We start from the raw sequence: 19,007 nt of genomic DNA on the forward strand, positions 1-19,007 counted from the left end.
GCCCAGGGCCTGCCCGACTCGCCTTCGTGGGCGGGATTCCTGGGCGCGCTCCGTCGGGCACAGCCGGCCGTCGGGCTCAGCCGGCGGTTGGGCTCAGCCGGCCGTTGGGGCAAGCGCCACGAAGTCCGCGCCGGACGGGTCGAGGCAGACGGCCAGCCGCCCCACGTCCGGCATGTCCACCGGGCCCATCTGCACGCTGCCGCCGCCCTCGGTGACCTTGGCGACCGTGGCGTCGCAGTCGGCGACCGCGAACACCGGGTGCCAGTAAGGCCGGCCGCCGGCCAGCGCCAGGTGATCCGCGGGCAGCCCCATGATGCCGCCCTGCGCGCGGTCAGGGCCCAAGCCGGCCGGGGCGACCAGCGTGTACGTCCCCCCGTCGCCCGGCAGCGGGGTGTCCTGGGTCTGCCAGCCGAAGAGGGAGCCGTAGAACTCCTTCGCGGCGGCCGCGTCCGTCGTGTACAGCTCGGTCCAGCAGAGGGAGCCCGGCGCGTCCACCACCTCCAGGCCGCGTACCGTCGCCGGCTGCCAGACGGCGAACTGGCCGCCCTGCGGGTCCGTGAGCTGCGCCATCCAGCCCTCGCCGTCCGCGTCGAGCGGAGCGACCCTTACCGAGCCGCCGGACCGCTCCACCGCCGCTGCCGTGGCCTCGGCGTCGGGCGTCAGGAAGTAGATCATCCAGGCCGAGCGGGCCCCCGCCTGGGTGAGCGGGCCCAGGCCGCCGACGCTCTTCCCGCCCAGCCGGAAGATGGCGTATCCGTCCGCCTCCGGCTCCGGTGGTTCGAGCTCCCAGCCGAAGACCGAGCCGTAGAAGCGGGCCGCGGCGGCGACATCGGGCGCGCCGAGATCGATCCAGCACGGCGAGCCGGGCACATAGTCCGTGGTGATCATGGCGCCTCCCTTCCCGACCGGTGCATCCAGGGTGACACCCGCCACTGACATTCGCTCTCCGACGCCTGTGGCGGGGACAACCGGACAATCCCGGACTGTCCGGGACGCCGGGAGATGTTGCCGGACGGCACGGCACCGAAAAGGCTCCTTCATGGCCCGCCGCGAGGCCATTGTGAGACGAGGGGGACCGATCCCGCATGAACATGCCCATAGACGTGCCCTGGCCAACTCGCGTTCGGATTAGGCTGCTTGGACAGCCCGAACGCATAGGAGCGGTCATGGAGACGGGGCCTGACCCGAAGGCGGCGCGTACCGCGGCCGAGTTCGTCGTCGCGATGCGGCAGCTGCGCAGTTGGTCCGACCTGAGCTATCGCCAGCTGGAACGGAAGGCGGAGGACGCCGGGGACGTGCTGCCGCGCGCCACCATCTCGGGGGCGCTCAGCCGGGACGACCTGCCCAGGGAGCAGCTTCTCGCCGCGTTCGTACGGGCGTGCGGCGGGGACGAGGAGGCCGTGGCCTCCTGGCTGACGGCCCGTCGGCGGCTGTCCATAGCCACGTCCGGGTCCGAGTCTCCCGCCGAGTCAGAAGCCGCGTCAGGGGCCGCTCCGGCCGCGGGGCCTGCCGCAGTCTCCGTAGCCGCGTCCGAGGCGACCCCGGAGCCCGATGCCCATGCCGCTGCCGGCGCAGCCGGGCCCCGGGCCTCCGAAGCCGCCACACCGGCCGTCACACCGTCCCATGGCCCACCGTCGGCCGACCCGGGCGAGCGGAGCCACGAGATCGGCCGTCCGGCCGAAGGGGCCGAGGTGCTCGCCTCCGGCAAGGAGCCCGGGTCGGCACCTGAAGAGCCCACATCCGGCTCGGCGTGGCGAAGACGGTATCTGCCCACGCTCGCGGTCGGGCTGTCCGCCGCCGTCGGGGTGCTGCTGCTGGCCTACGGGCCGTTCTCGGGCTCCGACGGCTCCGGCCCCGACGCCCGGTCCGGGGCCGGAGCCGGCCCGTCCACGGACGCCGACCCGCCTTCGAAGACCCCGGCCCCCTCCGACAGCTCCGACACCTCCGACACCTCGAAGACGCCGGGCACCGAGGAGCCCATCGCCGACGACGACACCGCGCCCGCGTCCCCGACCCGCGACGCCTCCCCGTCGAAGCCCGGCCCGACGGCCAGGGCCACCGGCTCCAAGCCTCGTCTGCCCGCCGCGGGTCCGACGCGGATCCATCCCGTCTCGGCCCCCGGCCTCTGCCTCACTGAGGGCTGGGACCGCAAGAAAACCAGGAGGGATGAGATCGCCGTCCAGAGGCCGTGCGCCGACGTCCCACTGCCCCGCGTGTCGCTGGACGCGGTCGGCGACGGCGTCTACCGCATCCAGTGGGACCACCCCGACCCGGACAAGGGCCTCGGCTGCCTGACCGTCGACGGGGGCGCGACGGACCAGGGCGCCCTGCTCTACCCGGACGACTGTTCAAACGCCGACAACAGGAACTTCCGGCTGGAGCCGTCCCACGGCGGATTCCGGCTGCGCCCCGTCCACAGCGGGCTGTGCGTCGGGATCCAGTCGCCCCGTACGGAGGGCGCCGAGGCGATTCAGACCGCCTGTACCGGCGCGGCGGACCAGGCATTCCGTTTCACCGCGCCCTGAGGCGGCGCGTCACCCCCCGGGCCCCTCGAACATCCGCGCGCCAGCGCATAGCATCCGGCCATGTCCACTACGAATGGTCAGTGGTATCCGCCCGACTGGCCGGAGCGCATCCGGCGGCTGGCGAACGGCGAACTCACCCCGGTGCCCCCGCGCCGGGCGGCGACCGTGCTGCTGCTGCGCGACGGGGCGGAGGGCCCCGCCGTGCACATGCTGCGCCGACGGACGTCCATGGCCTTCGCCGCCGGGGCCTACGCCTATCCGGGCGGCTCGGTGGACCCGCGTGACGAGCGCGAGGTGGCCTGGGCCGGGCCTTCGCGCCGGGAGTGGGCGCTGCGGCTGGGCCTCGCGGAGGGCGACGGGACGGCGGCCCAGGCCATCGTGTGCGCGGCGGTCCGGGAGACGTTCGAGGAGGCGGGCGTGCTGCTCGCGGGCCCGACCCCGGACACCGTTGTCGCGGACACGACCGGCGAGGAGTGGGACGCGGACCGCGCGGCGCTGGTCGCCCGGGAGCTGTCCTTCGCCGAATTCCTGGACCGCCGCGGGCTCGTGCTCCGTTCGGACCTGCTCGGGGGCTGGGCGCGCTGGATCACCCCGGAGTTCGAGCCGCGCCGCTACGACACCTGGTTCTTCGTGGCCGCCCTGCCGAGCGGTCAGCGCACCCGCAACGTCTCGACGGAGGCGGACCACACGGTCTGGATCCGGCCCGCCGAGGCGGCCGCGGGGTACGACCGGGGCGAGCTGCTGATGATGCCGCCGACCATCGCGACCCTGCGCGACCTGGAGCCGTACGGCACGGTCGCGGACGTACTGGCGGCGGCCCCGGGCCGGGATCTCACGCCCGTACTGGCGCGGGCGCGGCTGGAGGGCGGCGGGGTCGTGCTGAGCTGGCCGGGCCATGACGAGTTCACCAAGCACATTCCCACCGGCCCCACGGGAGGAGCGACCGGATGACGTACGCAGCGGCCCTGCCCGGCCAGCCGCGAGGGGGCGGGATCGGCGGCCGGGCCACCGAGCGGGCGCTGTGCGTCCTCGCGCCGAACCCGTCCCCCATGACGCTCGACGGCACCAACACCTGGCTCGTCTCCGAGCCGGACTCCGACCTGGCCGTCGTCATCGACCCCGGCCCGCTCGACGACGCGCACCTCAAGGAGGTCGTCGCCACGGCGGAGCGGGCGGGCAAGCGGGTCGCGCTGACGCTGCTCACCCACGGCCACCCCGACCACGCCGAGGGCGCGGCGCGCTTCGCCGAGCTGACGCGTACGCGCGTACGGGCCCTGGACCCGGCGCTGCGGCTGGGGGATGAGGGGCTGGGCGCGGGCGACGTCATAACCACCGGCGGGCTGGAGCTGCGGGTGGTGCCCACGCCCGGCCACACGGCCGACTCGCTGTCCTTCCACCTCCCGGCCGACGCCGCGGTCCTCACCGGCGACACGGTGCTGGGGCGCGGCACGACGGTGGTGGCGCACCCGGACGGTCGGCTCGGCGACTATCTGGACTCGCTGCGGCGGCTGCGCTCGCTGACGGTGGATGACGGGGTGAGCACCGTGCTGCCGGGGCACGGGCCGGTGCTGAACGACGCGCGCGGCGCGGTGGAGTACTACCTCGCGCACCGGGCCAACCGGCTGGCGCAGGTGGAGACGGCCGTGGAGAGCGGCTACCGCACGCCCGCGGAGGTCGTGGCACACGTGTACGCGGACGTGGACCGGTCTCTGTGGCCGGCGGCCGAGCTGTCGGTCCGTGCCCAGCTGGACTACCTGGGCGAGCACGGGCTGATCTGACGCCGGGTGCCAGGGGTGCCAGGGCCCTGAGGTCCGGCACGCGGACGTACGAGGAGGGCCCTCGCGAGGGCCCTCCTCATATGCGGCGTACGACGTACGGCGGGTGCCTCAGCGGGACCGCTTGGCCAGCCGCTCGACGTCCAGCAGGATCACCGCGCGCGCCTCGAGCCGGAGCCATCCGCGGCCCGCGAAGTCGGCGAGCGCCTTGTTGACCGTCTCACGGGAGGCACCGACCAGCTGGGCCAGCTCCTCCTGGGTGAGGTCGTGGACGACGTGGATGCCTTCCTCCGACTGCACACCGAAGCGGCGCGAGAGGTCCAGCAGGGCGCGGGCCACGCGTCCGGGGACATCGGAGAAGACCAGGTCGGACATCTGGTCGTTGGTCTTGCGCAGGCGCCGGGCGACCGCGCGCAGCAGCGCCGTGGCGACCTCGGGCCGGGCGTTCAGCCACGGCTGGAGGTCGCCGTGGCCCAGGCCGAGCAGCTTGACCTCGGTGAGGGCGGTGGCGGTGGCGGTACGCGGGCCGGGGTCGAAGAGCGACAGCTCGCCGATCAGCTCGCCGGGGCCGAGCACGGCCAGCATGTTCTCGCGGCCGTCGGGAGAGGTGCGGTGGAGCTTCACCTTGCCCTCGGTGACCACGTACAGGCGGTCGCCGGGGTCCCCTTCGTGGAAGAGGGCGTCACCGCGCGCGAGGGTGACCTCTCCCATGGAGGCGCGCAGCTCAGCGGCCTGCTCGTCATCGAGCGCCGCGAAAAGCGGGGCGCGCCGCAGAACGTCGTCCACGAGACTCTCCTTGTCGACATGCACAGGGGACCGACGTCCCCATGATGCCGGACGGTAAAACAGTGCGATCAATCACAAGTTTGACGCACCTGCCTGCGGCACTGTACGGCAGGGGTCCGATTGAGCGGCTCTTTCGGGTGGTCGGAGCGTATGTCAGTGCCGGGGCTTAGGCTGGCTGGGTGTCCAATAGGCCGGTGACAGCACGGGGCAAGGGGGCCGTACGGGTGAGCGCACCTCGTAATTCCGCTGTGGGCGAACAAGGGTCCGCCGAGGCGACGGAAACGGCAAATCCGCACAAAACAATCAAGCGGACAAAAGCGGCCAATGCCGCGGGTGCCGCTGCCACCGCTGCCCCCAGACCGCGCAAAGCCTCCGGCGCCCGTCCCGAATCCCGGCTCGCGCTCGTCCGCCGGGCCCGCCGGATCAACCGAGAGCTCGCCGAGCTGTATCCGTACGCACACCCCGAGCTGGACTTCGAGAACCCGTTCCAGCTGCTGGTCGCCACGGTCCTGTCCGCTCAGACCACCGACCTGCGGGTCAACCAGACCACCCCCGCCCTGTTCGCCGCCTACCCGACGCCCGAGGACATGGCCGCGGCCGACCCCGAGGCGCTGGAGCAGCTGATCCGGCCGACGGGCTTCTTCCGGGCCAAGGCGAAGTCCCTGCTGGGCCTGTCCGCCGCGCTGCGGGACCGCTTCGGCGGCGAGGTGCCGGGCCGCCTGGACGACCTGGTGACGCTGCCGGGCGTGGGGCGAAAAACAGCCAATGTCGTGCTCGGAAACGCCTTCGGGGTGCCCGGCCTGACCGTGGACACCCACTTCGGGCGGCTGGTGCGGCGCTGGAAGTGGACCGCCCAGGAGGATCCGGAGAAGGTCGAGGCGGAGATCGCCGCGCTCTTCCCCAAGAGCGAGTGGACGATGCTCTCGCACCGGATCATCTTCCACGGCCGCCGCGTCTGCCATGCGCGCAAGCCCGCCTGCGGCGCCTGCCCGATCGCCCCGGTGTGCCCGTCGTACGGGGAGGGCGAGACGGATCCCGACAAGGCGAAGAAGCTGCTGAAGTACGAGATGGGCGGCCAGCCCGGGCAGCGGCTGCGGCCGCCGGCCGGCTATCCGGGCCGGGCCGCCGCCCCGCTGGGGGCCACGGCTCCGGCGGACGCCACCGCCCCGGTGGATGCCACCGCCCCGCTGGGAGCAGCCGAGTGACGAGCACATACGGCGGCGTGGCCGGCGTGACCAGCGACGGCCTGCCCGAGTGGCTGATGCCCGTGGCCCGCGCCGCCGAGACGGTGGAGGCCCGGCAGCTCAGCCGGTTTCTGCCGCCCGCCCGGGGCGGCGGCCGCCCCTCCGCCGTGCTGGTGCTGTTCGGGGAGGGCGACCGCGGGCCCGAGCTGCTGCTCCTGAAGCGGGCCGGCTCGCTGCGCTCGCACGCGGGCCAGGCCTCCTTCCCCGGGGGCGCGCTCGACCCGGAGGACGGCGATCCGGACGGCGCGGGTCCGGTGCGCGCGGCGCTGCGCGAGGCCGAGGAGGAGACGGGCCTGGACCCGGCGGGGGTGCAGGTCTTCTCGGTGCTGCCGCGGCTGTACATCCCGGTCAGCGGCTTTGTGGTGACCCCGGTGCTCGGCTGGTGGCGCGAGCCAAGCCCCATCCGGCCCGTGGACCCCGCCGAGACGGCCCGGGTCTTCACCGTGCCCGTGGCGGATCTCACGGATCCCGCGCATCGGGCCACCACCGTCCACCCCAGCGGCCACACCGGCCCCTCCTTCCTCGTGGAAGGGGCGCTGGTCTGGGGATTCACGGCCGGGGTGATCGACCGGATCTTGCACTTCGCGGGCTGGGAAAGACCTTGGAACCATGACAAGCGCGTCCCGCTCGACTGGCGTGCATGAGACGGTGTCCGGGTGAATGTGCTGGACATCCTGCTGCTGCTCGCCGCCGTGTGGTTCGCGGTCATCGGATACCGCCAGGGCTTCATCGTCGGTGTTCTGTCCGTGCTCGGGTTCATCGGCGGTGGCCTCGTCGCGATCTATCTGGTGCCCGTGATCTGGGACGGCGCCACCGACCGGGCGTCGCCGGGCACCTTCAGCGCGGTCATGGCGGTCGTGCTGGTGATCGTGTTCGCCTCGGTCGGCCAGGCCGCCACCACCCACCTGGGCAACAAGCTGCGCCGGCATATCACCTGGTCACCGGCGCGCGCCCTGGACGCGACCGGCGGTGCGCTGGTCAATGTGGTGGCGATGCTGCTGGTCGCCTGGCTGCTCGGTTACAACCTGGCGGGCGCCTCGCTGCCCACCGTGAGCAAGGAAGTCCGTGACTCCAAGGTGCTGCTCGGGGTCTCCCGGGTGCTCCCGGCCGAGGCGACGACCTGGTTCTCCGACTTCCGCTCGGTGCTCGCGCAGAACGGCTTCCCGCAGGTCTTCTCGCCCTTCGCGAACGAGCCCATCACCTCCGTGCCCGCGCCGGACCCCGCGCTCGCCGCGAGCCCGGTGGCCACCGCCGCCAAGCAGAGCATCGTGAAGGTGGTCGGCACCGCCCCCAGCTGCGGCAAGATCCTGGAGGGCTCCGGCTTTGTCTTCGCGCAGCACCGGGTGATGACCAACGCGCACGTCGTCGGCGGGGTCGACGATCCGACCGTGCAGATAGGCGGAGAGGGCCGGCTCTACAAGGCGAAGGTCGTGCTCTACGACTGGAAGCGCGACATCGCCGTTCTGGATGTGCCCTCGCTGGACGCGCCCGTGCTGAAGTTCGCCGAGGGCGACGCGCGCACCGGAGACGGCGCGATCGTCGCCGGATTCCCGGAGAACGGTGCGTTCGATGTGCGCGCGGCCCGCGTCCGCGCCCGTATCGACGCCAGCGGCCCGGACATCTACCAGAACGGCACCGTGCAGCGCGATGTGTACTCCCTGTACGCGACCGTGCGGCAGGGCAACTCCGGCGGCCCGCTGCTCACCCCGCAGGGCAGGGTGTACGGCGTGGTCTTCGCCAAGTCCCTCGACGACGCCCACACCGGGTACGCGCTGACCGCGGACGAGGTGCACGAGGACGTCGTGAAGGGGCGCACGGCCCAGACCCCGGTGGACACCAAGGGATGTGCGCTGTAGGAGCCGACCCCGATGCGTCAGCGGTGTGGCCGCGAGTGACCTCGCGGCCACAGTGCATGACGGTAGCTACTGGCGACCGCGTGGATGGCGCAGCCGGGCCGAGACCCAGCGGGCCCTGCGGCGGATGATGCGCGGGATCCCCATATCGGGGTCATGGCCTGCGGAAGGCCCGGGACCGCCCCGCTCGGAAACGCTCAGCGCGGTATTGGCAGCAGCGGCGGCTTCGGAGCCGCGGTCGCTTGGTGCGTCACGGTAGTCGTGCGTCCAGCCCATACATGGGTCTCTGCCCGGGGCCCATGGTCCGTAATCGCCCGTGGCTGCGGCAATTGGCCTATGCTCCAGGCAAGTGGCCGTTCGAAAAACATATGTTCGTACGGTCGTGGCCCGTCCGCGTTGCGCCCTCAGCGATCGGGCTCGGGGTCCTTGAGCCAGTTGATCAGCTCGGTGGAGAAGGCGACCGGGTCCTCCTCGTGCGGGAAGTGCCCGAGGCCGTCGAAGAGCCTCCACCGATAGGGCGCCTCCACATACTCCCCGGACCCCGCCGCGCTGCGCGTACGCATCACCGGGTCGAGTGACCCGTGCAGATGCAGCGTGGGCACCCGCACCGGCCGCCGCATCCGCCGGTTGAACTGGAAACCGTCCGGGCGCGCCAGCGATCGCACCATCCAGCGGTACGGCTCGATCGAGCAGTGCGCCGTCGACGGGATGGTCATCGCCCGCCGGTAGGTCTCCACGGCCTCGTCCTCGGGCAGCCGCGGCCCCGACCAGTCCCGGAGCAGCCGCCCCACCAGCGCTCCGCCGTCCGCGGTCAGCTGCCGCTCGGGCAGCCAGGGCCGCTGGAAGCCCCAGATATAGCTGCTCGCCGCGCTCTGCTTGACGTCCCTGAGCATGGCCGAGCGCCAGCGCCGCGGATGCGGCATCGAGGCCACCGCGAGCCGCCTGACCAGCTTCGGCCGCATCACCGCGGCCGTCCACGCGAGATATCCGCCCAGGTCATGGCCGACGAGCGCGGCGTCGGGCTCGCCGAGCGAGCGGACCACCCCGGTGATGTCGAGGGCGAGATTGGCCGGGTCGTAGCCCCGGGGCGTACGGTCGCTGCCGCCCACCCCGCGCAGATCCATCGCCACCGCGCGGAACCCGGCGTCGGCCAGGGCGGTCAGCTGGTGCCGCCAGGCCCACCAGAACTGCGGGAAGCCGTGCAGCAGCAGGACCAGCGGGCCGTCACCCAGCTCGGCGATGTGGAAGCGCGCACCGTTGGCCGCGACGTCCCGATGGGTCCAGGGTCCGTCGAGCCGTACGACCGAGGCGGAGGTGTCAGGGGCCGTCATGCCGACGAGCGTGTCACATCCCGTGCCGGGCGACCGCCATTGGACGCGGCACGCGGGTGCGGCTTGACGCTCCCCAGGACGGCAGCCGTCTCCTTGGCCGAGGCCACGGACTTCTTCGGCGCCTTGACCCGCTTGAACTTGGCGAGCGCGAGTGCGCCGAGGATCGCGGCGAGCAGCCAGTAGATGCCGCCCACGATCAGAAAGCACCAGGCGAGGCCGAGGCCGGTCCAGGCGCGCAGGCCGTAGGCGAGGGCGAAGCTCAGCACCGGCAGCGAGAACAGCAGCAACACCCCGGCCACGATTGCCGCGCCGCTGCCGAACAGGGTGCGCCGGGCGCTGTCCCTGAATTCGGCCTTGGCCAGCGCGATCTCGTCGTGCACCAGCGCGGACAGTTCGGTGGTCGCCGTGGCCACCAGCTGGCCGAGGCTGCGGTTGCCGCCGTCGTCGGCTGCGCTCATCGCCATCTCCCTCTGCTCTCGCACGTCTTACGCGTCCCGTATGTCATACGCGTTCGCCATGTCCTGCTGATGCGTCGTCCACATCTGCTGTGTTACTCCGCGGTCGTCAAGCCTCTCAGATCATGCCGGACGATCGTCACCGGAGTCGGCCGCAGCGGCCACTTCGGCAAGTCGGCGGTGCTCGGCGGCCTTGGCCTCGTGGATGGCGGCCATCCGCAGGTGGTACTCGGGACTGTCCAGTTCATAGACGTCGGGGATGCCGTCATGGTCCTCGTCCCGCTCTTCTTCCTCGCACAGCCTGCGGTAGGTGTTGTTGCGCATCTTCAGCAGGATGCCCGACAGGACCGCGGCGATCAGCGAGCCGATGAGCACCGCCGCCTTCACCTCGGCGGCGAGCGCGGGGTCGCCGGGGAAGGCCAGCTCACCGATGAGCAGCGAGACCGTGAAGCCGATTCCGGCGAGCGAGGCGACCGCGAACACATCGGCCCAGGCCAGGTCCTCGTTCAGGGTCGCCTTGGTGAAGCGGGCGGCGAGCCAGGAGCCGCCGAAGACGCCGACGGCCTTGCCCACGACAAGGCCGAGGACGACGCCCAGCGTCTCCGGGCGGGAGAAGACCTGTCCGACGGCGCCACCGGAGACCGGGACCCCGGCGGCGAAGAAGGCGAACAGCGGGACGGCGAGACCGGCCGACAGCGGGCGCATCCGGTGTTCGACGCGCTCGGCGGGGGAGCGCTCCTCGCCCTCGCGCACGGTGCAGCGCAGCATCAGGCCCATGGCCACGCCCGCGACCGTGGCGTGCACCCCGCTCGCGTGCATCAGCGCCCAGATGACGAAGGCGAGCGGGACATAGACATAGGCGCCGCGGACGCCCTTGTGGTGCAGGGTCCAGAACACGACGAGACCGGCGAAGGCGAGGCCGAGGGCGAGGAAATTGATATGCGTCGTGTAGAAGATCGCGATGATCAGAATCGCGCCGAGGTCGTCGACCACCGCGAGCGTGAGCAGGAACGCGCGCAGGGCGGCGGGCAGCGCGGTGCCGATGACGGCGAGCACGGCGAGGGCGAAGGCGATATCGGTGGCGGTGGGCACCGCCCAGCCCCTGAGGTTCCCGCCGCCGACCGCTCCCACGGTCACATAGACGAGGGCGGGCATGGCCATGCCGCATATCGCGGCCACGACCGGGAGCGCGGCCGCCCGGGGATCGCGCAGCTCGCCCGCGATCAGCTCGCGCTTGAGCTCGATGCCGGCCACGAAGAAGAAGACGGTGAGCAGGCCGTCCGCGGCCCAGGAGGCGACCGAAAGGTGCAGATGCAACGCGTCGGGGCCGAAGGAGAAGTCCCTGACGTGTTGATAGAACCCGCTGAGCGGGGTGTTGACGAGGAGCAGCGCGGCCAGGGCGGCGACCAGCAGGATGACGCCGCCGACGGTTTCGGTGCGCAGGGCGTCGATGACGAAGGTCCGCTCGGGCAGCGACAGACGTCCGAGGAACTTGCGGCGGAAGGGCGCGGCCACGGGCGGAGGCCTCCTGAGTCGGTCGGGTGTATCCCCATGCGGACACACGTGTGCTGTGTGCCGACCAGACTTCCCGGCGCGCCCCTGAAACCTTGTTCTTGTCGCGCTCTTTACGCGACGGCTTCCCACCCTATCCGGAATGCGCGGAGGGCGCCCGGCCGAACCGGGCGCCCTCCGCTCGTGTACCCGGTCAGTCCTCGCTGGCGGCGGTCGGCAGCTTGGCCTGGATGAGATCCATGACGGAGGAGTCGGTGAGCGTGGTGACATCGCCCAGGGCGCGGTTCTCGGCGACATCGCGCAGCAGCCGCCGCATGATCTTGCCGGAGCGGGTCTTGGGCAGCTCGGCCACCGGCAGGATCCGCTTGGGCTTGGCGATCGGGCCGAGCTGCTTGGCGACATGCGCCCGCAACTCCTCGACCAGGTCGTCGTCCTCCGCCGCGCCGCCGCGCAGTATGACGAAGGCACAGATGGCCTGGGTGGTCTGGGGGTCGGTCGCCCCGACGACCGCGGCCTCGGCGACCTTGGGGTGCGAGACCAGCGCCGACTCCACCTCGGTGGTCGAGATGTTGTGGCCGGAGACCAGCATCACATCGTCGACCCGGCCGAGCAGCCAGATGTCGCCGTCGTCGTCCTTCTTGGCGCCGTCGCCCGCGAAGTAGCGGTTGGCGAAGCGGGACCAGTAGGTGTCCAGATAGCGCTGGTCGTCGCCCCAGATGGTGCGGAGCATGGACGGCCAGGGCTCGGTGAGGACGAGGTAGCCGCCGGAGCCGTCCGGCACCTCGTTGGCATCGTCGTCGACGACGGTGGCGGAGATGCCGGGGAGCGGGATCTGGGCCGAACCGGGCTTGGTCTCGGTGACGCCCGGCAGCGGGCTGATCATCATCCCACCGGTCTCGGTCTGCCACCAGGTGTCGACCACGGGCGTGCGGTCCGCCCCGATGTGCTTGCGATACCAGATCCATGCCTCGGGGTTGATCGGCTCGCCGACCGAGCCGAGGACGCGCAGCGAGGACAGATCGAACTTGGCCGGGATGTCGTCGCCCCACTTCATGCAGGCGCGGATCGCGGTCGGGGCGGTGTAGAAGATCGTGACGCCGTACTTCTGGATGATCTCCCACCAGCGGCCCTGGTGCGGGGTGTCCGGTGTGCCCTCGTAGAGCACCTCGGTCGCGCCGTTGGACAGCGGTCCGTAGACGATGTACGAGTGGCCGGTGACCCAGCCGACGTCCGCTGTGCACCAGTACACGTCCGACTCCGGCTTGAGGTCGAAGACGGCGTGGTGGGTGTAGGAGATCTGGGTGAGATAGCCGCCGGTGGTGTGCAGGATGCCCTTCGGCTTACCGGTCGTGCCCGAGGTGTAGAGGATGAAGAGCGGGTGCTCGGCGTCGAACGCCTCGGGGGTGTGCTGGTCCGGCTGGCGGTCGACCAGCTCGTGCCACCACACATCGCGGTCCTCGGTCCAGGCCACCTCCTGGCCGGTGCGGCGGACCACCAGCACATTGCGCACCTTGTCGGTGCCGGGGCGGGTCAGGGCCTCGTCGACGGCGGGCTTGAGCGCGGAGGGCTTGCCGCGGCGGTAGCCGCCGTCCGCGGTGATCACCACGCGCGCGTCGGCGTCCTGGATGCGGGTGGCGAGAGCGTCGGCCGAGAAGCCGCCGAAGACCACGGAGTGCGGGGCGCCGATACGGGCGCAGGCCAGCATCGCGACCACGGTCTCCGGGATCATCGGCAGATAGATGGCGACCCGGTCACCGGTCTGGACCCCGAGCTCGGTCAGGGCGTGCGCCGCCCGGGAGACCTCGCGCTGCAACTCGGCGTAGGTGAGGGCTCGGGTGTCGCCGGGCTCGCCCTCGAAGTGGATGGCCACCCGATCGCCCAGCCCGTTCTCCACGTGGCGGTCGACGCAGTTGTACGCCACGTTGAGCTTGCCGTCGGCGAACCACTTCGCGAACGGCGGGTTCGACCAGTCCAGCGTCTCGCTCGGTTCGGCTTCCCAGGTCAACCGACGGGCCTGCTCGGCCCAGAAGCCCAGGCGGTCAGCCTTCGCCCGCTCGTACGCCTCCGCTGTCACGTTGGCGTTCGCGGCCAGATCGGCGGGGGGAGCGAAGCGACGCTCCTCCCGAAGAAGGTTGGCCAGGCTTTCGTTGCTCACGACATCTCCCATTCCCAGGGTGACCGTTGTGTCCCAGGCCATAGCTCATCAGCCCGCGGTGCACCCTGACAAGGGTGGTTGGCAAAAATTGGTTTAGACCTGTAATCACATAAGGCCCAAGGCCCCGGACCGGGAGCCGCCTCCTGCCCCGGATCGGAGCCCGTCCTCCGCGCGGGACCGGAACATGCCGCCCGCGCCGCCCGTGTCGGCAGAGGCTCCGCTGCTCGCACAGGCGGCGGCCGCCGTCGCGCCGTGGTCCGGCCGCACAGCCGAAAACCTGCCCGATCCCCCCGACTCCAGCACATACGCCTGAGCCTCCCCCACATGGAAGTACATGCCGTGGAGCACCAGCGCGCCCTCCGCCACCCGACGCGCCACACAGCCGTGGGACATCAGATGGTCGAGCTGCTGCACCACATTGACCAGCGCCAGCCGCTCCAGCTCGTCGGCCACCGGCCTGTTGCCCAGCGCCACCTCGCCGCGCCCCAGCCGCCCGATCCGCTCCATACGAGCCAGGCTCGGTCGGCCATGACGCAGCCACCGCGCGAGCGGCGTCTGCGTCGCGGACGGCGTCTCTCCACCGGACGGCGTTTCTCCACCGGACGGTGCCTCTCCGGCCGACGGCGCGGGCACCGCCGAGCCGAGCAGCGCCTGCATTGCCCCGCACCCCGAGTGGCCGCACACCGTGATGCTGCCGACCTTCAGCACCTCCACCGCGTACTCGATCGCCGCGCCCACCGAGTCACAGGCCGGTCCGCCGCCGGGTGGCGGCACCAGATTGCCCACATTGCGCACGGTGAACAGATCACCCGGCCCGCTGGAGGTGATCATGCTGGTCACCAGCCGGGAGTCGGCACAGGTCAGGAAGAGCTGAGTGGGCCGCTGCCCCTCCCGCGCGAGCCGTGCCAGCTCCTCCCGCACCAGCGGCGCGGTGTTCCGCTGGAAGGCGCTCACCCCGCCGAGCAGCTGCTCCCCGCCGGGCAACTGCTCCCCGCCGCTCCGCACGGCCGCCGGGGCGGGGCGGGTGCAGTGATGGTTGCGCCAGGGAGTCCACGGGCGGCAGGCATGGGCGCTGGCCGGTTCGGCGATCGGCCGCCCCGACCGGCCGCCGAGCCTGACCCAGCCGCCGCGCGCCCGGTGCCCCTCGGCCCAGGACTGCAACGCGTCATACGCGGCGTGGTCCATGAACCAGCCGCCCAGCTCCACCACCACGCTCGCCCCGGCGGGCAGCTGCGCCAGGGCCCGGCTGAGCCGGGGCACCGCCAGGAACGTCAGCTGCCCGCTCACCCGCACTCGGTGCAGCCCGGCCTCCTCGACCACGGTGATCCGGGTATGGGTCAGTCGGCGCAGCGCGGTGAAGACCGCGACGACGATCCCGACCGCCACCCCCTGCAACACGCCCAGCAGAACGACGCCGCCCAGCGTGGCCGCGTACACCGGGAACTCCCGGTTCCGCTGGACGTTCTTGATGTGCGCGAAGCTGACCATCTTCACGCCGACGACCATGACCAGCGCGGCGAGCGCGGCGAGCGGAATCAGCTCCAGCACCCCGGCGAGCAGCCCGGCGCACAGCGCCACCCATGCGCCGTGCAGCACCGTGGACCGCCGGGTCACGGCACCGGCCCGGACATTCGCCGAGCCCCGGATCGCGCCTCCGGCGATCGGCAACCCGCCCAGCAGCCCGGAGACCAGATTGGCGGCGCCCTGCCCGAACAGCTCGCGGTCCAGCCGAACGGGCCGTTTGTCCGGCACCGCTCCCTGCTCCTCCGCCGACGGGTTTTCCGCCCGCCCATCTTCCCGTCGCCGATCTTCCGCCCGCCGGTTTGCCGGCCGCTGGCCGGGGCTCGCGGTCTGGAGCCGGTCGACGGCGACGGCGGACAGCAACGATTCCATGCTGGCGACCAGAGTGACCGTCAGTACTGCGGCGACCAGACCGAGCACCGGCCCCTCCGGGAGGCCGGGCAGTGCCGGGAGCTCCCAGGACGGCAGGTCGACACGCGGCAGGGACATGCCGGCGCTCACCGTGGTGGCCGCCACGACGGCGACGAGCGCCGCCGGTACGGCCCGCGCGATCCGCCCAGCTCTCCCCGGCAGCCACGGCCACACCGCGAGCACCCCGACGGTGATCGCGCCCACCAGCAGGGCGGCCGGGTGCGGATGGCTCAATTCCGTGGGCAGCGCGGCGATATTGTCGATCACCGAGCTGTCGGGGCTGTCGCCGAGCACCACATGCAGCTGGCCGACCGCGATCACGACGCCGATGCCCGCGAGCATCCCGTGCACGATGGCCGGGCTGATCGCGAGTGTCGCCCGGGCCACCCGCAGAGCGCCGAGGGCCAGTTGCGCCGCGCCGGCGAGCACGGTGATCGCGCAGGTGGTGCGCCAGCCGTAGCGCTGCACGAGATCGGCGGTGACCACGACCAGGCCGGTCGCGGCCCCGCTGACCTGGAGCGGGGCGCCCCCGAGCAGCCCGGCCACGATCCCGCCCACGACGGCGGAGACCAGCCCGGCCTGCAACGGGGCGCCCGTGGCCAGCGCGATCCCGAGGGAGAGCGGGATCGCGATCAGGAAGACCACGATCGAGGCGGAAAGGTCCCGTCGGCAGGAGACCCCGCCGATCCGGTTCAAGAGTTGCGACATTCCCGTCTCCTCCGGGGCTTCGCGGCCGCGTACGAATACACGGCCGTGGGTCACGGCGTACTGCGGTTTGACTGCCTGCGGTCTGAGTGCCTGCGGTCTGAGCGCCTGCGATCTGAGTGCCTGGTCTGTGCGCCTGCGGTCGAGATGCCAAGCCCGGCAAGGACTACCAAGCATTGGTAAATGAATCGTAATGCCGAGTAAAGTCCACGAGAAGCTTTTTCGGGCGAACCTGCTCGATATTCCATCTAACGGGTGAATAGTCATTTAAAATGGCTTGTCATCCTCTGTCTTTTCTTCGTTCCGTGCGAGCTTGGCTCTGGGTTCGAGCTCCCGCGACGCGGGGCGACGAGAGAGACGAGGTGGCGGTGTGAGGGCCAGAAGAAACGTCACTGCATGGTTCGCCGTGATGGCCGCGCTGGCCGCGGTGGCCAACTGCACAGGAGGATCGGACCCACAGCGACCAGGCAGCCCGGGCGGGCCTGGTTCGGACCGCGACGCGCAGCGGAACGGACCGGCGGCGCCGAACCACCCCAAGCGGGCGGGGAAACTCATCGGGGACGGATCGATGTCCGACACCGGACCGCAGCCAGGGCAGCTCAGACCCCGGCGGCTCAAACCGGGCGAGAAGCCACCGCAGTTCGTCGTCTTCTCCTGGGACGGCGCGGGCCAGGACGGCCAGAAGCTCTTCTCCCGCTTTCGCGCGGTCGGCAAGAAGTACGACGCGAAGATGACGTACTTCCTCAGCGGCGTCTACATGCTGCCCGCCGAGAAGCGCGACAAGTACGACCCGCCGAGACACTCGCGCGGCGCCTCGTCGATCGGCTTCAACGACGTCAAGGGCGTCAAGGACACCGTCGAGCAACTCGGCGCCGCCTGGCGGGAGGGCAATGAGATCGGCACCCACTTCAACGGGCACTTCTGCGGCCCGGACGACGGGGTGGGCACCTGGAGCCCCAGCGAGTGGATCGACGAGACCCGGCAGGCCGTGTCGTTCGTCCAGCACTGGAAGACCAACACCGGCCTGCGGGGCGGCGAACCGCTGCCCTTCGACTACGGCAAGGAGCTCGTGGGCGGCCGCGCCCCCTGCCTGGAGGGACAGAAGAACCTGATCAAGGCGGCCAAGAAGTTGGGATTCCGCTACGACGCCAGCTCCGTGGGCGGCCGTCAGGTCTGGCCGAAGAAGATCCACGGGATCTGGGACTTCCCGCTACAGGAGATCCCCGTGCCCGGCCGCTCCTACGAGACCCTGTCGATGGACTACAACTTCCTCGCCAACCAGTCCGGCACGACCAAGGGCGACCCCTCCAAGCGCGCGGCGTGGGGCAGGCAGATGCGAGACGGGCTGCTCGCCGCCTTCGACCGGGCGTACGACGGCAACCGTGCACCGCTGTTCATCGGCAACCACTTCGAGTCCTGGAACGGCGGAACGTATATGCGCGCCGTCGAGGACACCATCAAAAGGATCTGCCCGCGCAAGGGCGTGCGCTGTGTTCCCTTCAAGCAACTGGCCGACTGGCTGGACGCGCAGGGCCCCGGGGTGCTGCGCCGGCTGCGCGGACTGGACGTCGGGGAGCGGCCGAAGGGCGGCTGGGCGAAGTTCTTCACCGCCGAGCCGGCCTCCACCCACTCGGCCATGCCCGCTAAGCGGGAGCGGGAGTAGCCGCCGGCCGCTCGGCCCGGACGGATTCGTCCAGGACGAAGGCGGGGTCGACCTGGGCGGCCAGGTCGGCGCCCGTCTTCTCGTTGCCCCAGCTCTGGGCGTTCTTCAGATGGAAGTGCACCATCTGGCGGGTGTACCGCTGCCAGTCCCGCCGCTCGTAGGTCGCGTCCACCGCCTCGTGCAGCGTCCGCAGCGCGCGGCGGTTGACCTCCTCCAACTCGTCGAAGCGCGCCGGGCGGCCCTTTTCCATGGCCCGCACCCAGTCCGAGTGGCCGACCGTGGCCAGCAGGTCCTCGCCCACCTCCGCGCGCAGGAAGGCCAGGTCGTCCGGGCCCTGCACCTTGTTGCCGACCACGCGCAGCGCCACGTCGAAGTCGGCGGCGTACTCCTTGTACTGGCGGTAGACGGCGATGCCCTTGCGGGTGGGCTCGGCGACCAGGAACGTCATGTCGAAGCGAGTGAAGAGGCCCGAGGCGAAGGAGTCGCTGCCGGCGGTCATGTCGACGACGACGAACTCGTCCCGGCCGTCGACCAGATGGTTCAGGCACAGCTCGATCGCGCCGACCTTGGAGTGGTAACAGGCGACACCGAGATCGGACTCGGTGAAGGGGCCGGTCACCATCAGACGCACCTGCCCGCTGTCGAGCCCGACCGTCCGGGCGCAGGCCTCGTACACCGGGTTGTCCTCGTCGATCCGCAGGAGCCGCGAACCCTCGCCCGGCGGAGTCGTCTTGATCATCGTGTCGGCCCCGGAGATGCGGGGGTTCGTGCCGCGCAGATAGTCCTTGATCAAGGGGAGGTGGGCGCCCATGGCGGGCAGCTCGGTCGCCTCCGGCTCGTCCAGGCCGAGGGCCGCGCCGAGATGCTGGTTGATGTCCGCGTCGACGGCCATGACGGGGGCGCCGGTGGCGGCGAGATGGCGGATGAACAGCGAGGACAGCGTGGTCTTGCCGCTGCCGCCCTTGCCCACGAAAGCGATCTTCATGTTCACCTAGCGTAGGTGAGTGATCGTCCTGGATGGCGGTTACGGTGAAGAAGACCACTCCAACGAGGGGCGGCGGCCGTAGGAGC

The 19,007-nt window shown here is 71.4% G+C and carries 16 protein-coding genes; 7 read left to right on the forward strand and 9 right to left on the reverse strand.

Annotated features, from left to right (window positions below; translation table 11 throughout):
• Positions 1-93 precede the first annotated feature (93 nt).
• On the reverse strand, positions 94-888 hold the full coding sequence (locus ACZ4WQ_RS28895; RefSeq protein ID WP_358843905.1) for a VOC family protein: 795 nt from the start codon (positions 886-888) through the stop codon (positions 94-96).
• A gap of 278 nt (positions 889-1,166) precedes the next feature.
• On the opposite strand from ACZ4WQ_RS28895, the gene ACZ4WQ_RS28900 reads away from it, so the two are divergent.
• The 3 genes from ACZ4WQ_RS28900 to ACZ4WQ_RS28910 are packed head-to-tail and all read left to right on the forward strand — an operon-like array spanning position 1,167 to position 4,303.
• Positions 1,167-2,525, forward strand: coding sequence for an RICIN domain-containing protein (locus tag ACZ4WQ_RS28900; protein ID WP_398376559.1), 1,359 nt, complete (start codon positions 1,167-1,169; stop codon positions 2,523-2,525).
• Positions 2,526-2,585: 60 nt separating this feature from the next.
• Positions 2,586-3,476 (forward strand): NUDIX hydrolase, encoded by an 891-nt coding sequence (locus tag ACZ4WQ_RS28905; RefSeq protein ID WP_385345656.1) that lies wholly within the window; start codon positions 2,586-2,588, stop codon positions 3,474-3,476.
• On the forward strand, positions 3,473-4,303 hold the full coding sequence (locus tag ACZ4WQ_RS28910; protein ID WP_311727055.1) for an MBL fold metallo-hydrolase: 831 nt from the start codon (positions 3,473-3,475) through the stop codon (positions 4,301-4,303). Before ACZ4WQ_RS28905 ends, ACZ4WQ_RS28910 begins: the two co-directional genes overlap by 4 nt.
• A 108-nt stretch (positions 4,304-4,411) precedes the next feature.
• On the opposite strand, the gene ACZ4WQ_RS28915 is transcribed toward ACZ4WQ_RS28910, so the two are convergent.
• A complete protein-coding gene (locus ACZ4WQ_RS28915; RefSeq protein WP_003981529.1) occupies positions 4,412-5,086 on the reverse strand; it encodes a Crp/Fnr family transcriptional regulator in 675 nt (224 codons plus the stop codon).
• Between the two features lie 248 nt (positions 5,087-5,334).
• On the opposite strand from ACZ4WQ_RS28915, the gene nth reads away from it, so the two are divergent.
• Genes nth through ACZ4WQ_RS28930 form a run of 3 tightly spaced genes read left to right on the forward strand, consistent with a single transcriptional unit; the run spans position 5,335 to position 8,186 of the window.
• Positions 5,335-6,291 carry an endonuclease III gene (nth, locus tag ACZ4WQ_RS28920; protein WP_398376562.1) on the forward strand — a complete coding sequence of 319 codons (957 nt, stop codon included), beginning with the start codon at positions 5,335-5,337 and terminating at the stop codon, positions 6,289-6,291.
• A gap of 56 nt (positions 6,292-6,347) precedes the next feature.
• Positions 6,348-6,974, forward strand: coding sequence for an NUDIX hydrolase (locus ACZ4WQ_RS28925; protein ID WP_311727221.1), 627 nt, complete (start codon positions 6,348-6,350; stop codon positions 6,972-6,974).
• 12 nt (positions 6,975-6,986) lie between these two features.
• Positions 6,987-8,186, forward strand: a complete 1,200-nt coding sequence (locus ACZ4WQ_RS28930; RefSeq protein WP_311727058.1) for a MarP family serine protease — start codon at positions 6,987-6,989, stop codon at positions 8,184-8,186.
• 66 nt (positions 8,187-8,252) lie between these two features.
• On the opposite strand, the gene ACZ4WQ_RS28935 is transcribed toward ACZ4WQ_RS28930, so the two are convergent.
• From ACZ4WQ_RS28935 to ACZ4WQ_RS28960, 6 genes are all read right to left on the reverse strand, one after another.
• Complete coding sequence (locus ACZ4WQ_RS28935; protein WP_311727059.1) at positions 8,253-8,459, reverse strand: hypothetical protein; 207 nt, start codon at positions 8,457-8,459, stop codon at positions 8,253-8,255.
• Between the two features lie 128 nt (positions 8,460-8,587).
• Positions 8,588-9,514, reverse strand: a complete 927-nt coding sequence (locus ACZ4WQ_RS28940) for an alpha/beta fold hydrolase (protein WP_358843901.1) — start codon at positions 9,512-9,514, stop codon at positions 8,588-8,590.
• Entirely contained in the window at positions 9,511-9,972 is a 462-nt protein-coding gene (locus ACZ4WQ_RS28945; RefSeq protein WP_311727061.1) for a phage holin family protein, read from the reverse strand. The genes ACZ4WQ_RS28940 and ACZ4WQ_RS28945 overlap by 4 nt, the downstream gene beginning before the upstream one ends.
• A gap of 120 nt (positions 9,973-10,092) precedes the next feature.
• Positions 10,093-11,484 (reverse strand): Na+/H+ antiporter NhaA, encoded by a 1,392-nt coding sequence (gene nhaA, locus ACZ4WQ_RS28950; protein WP_311727062.1) that lies wholly within the window; start codon positions 11,482-11,484, stop codon positions 10,093-10,095.
• Between the two features lie 190 nt (positions 11,485-11,674).
• Positions 11,675-13,636 carry an acetate--CoA ligase gene (gene acs / locus ACZ4WQ_RS28955; protein WP_398376565.1) on the reverse strand — a complete coding sequence of 654 codons (1,962 nt, stop codon included), beginning with the start codon at positions 13,634-13,636 and terminating at the stop codon, positions 11,675-11,677.
• A gap of 105 nt (positions 13,637-13,741) precedes the next feature.
• The gene (locus ACZ4WQ_RS28960) at positions 13,742-16,276 is read right to left on the reverse strand and encodes a bifunctional SulP family inorganic anion transporter/carbonic anhydrase (protein ID WP_398376567.1); all 2,535 of its coding nucleotides are present in this window, start codon (positions 16,274-16,276) and stop codon (positions 13,742-13,744) included.
• Between the two features lie 406 nt (positions 16,277-16,682).
• On the opposite strand from ACZ4WQ_RS28960, the gene ACZ4WQ_RS28965 reads away from it, so the two are divergent.
• Positions 16,683-17,936 (forward strand): polysaccharide deacetylase family protein, encoded by a 1,254-nt coding sequence (locus tag ACZ4WQ_RS28965; protein WP_385345712.1) that lies wholly within the window; start codon positions 16,683-16,685, stop codon positions 17,934-17,936.
• Here ACZ4WQ_RS28965 and ACZ4WQ_RS28970 read toward each other — a convergent pair.
• Positions 17,917-18,921: an ATP-binding protein gene (locus ACZ4WQ_RS28970; protein ID WP_361186851.1), complete on the reverse strand. Its 1,005-nt coding sequence runs from the start codon at positions 18,919-18,921 to the stop codon at positions 17,917-17,919. The two genes, ACZ4WQ_RS28965 and ACZ4WQ_RS28970, sit on opposite strands and share 20 nt — an antisense overlap.
• Between the last annotated feature and the right edge of the window lie 86 nt (positions 18,922-19,007).

The organism is Streptomyces sp. NPDC028305, from assembly GCF_055569495.1.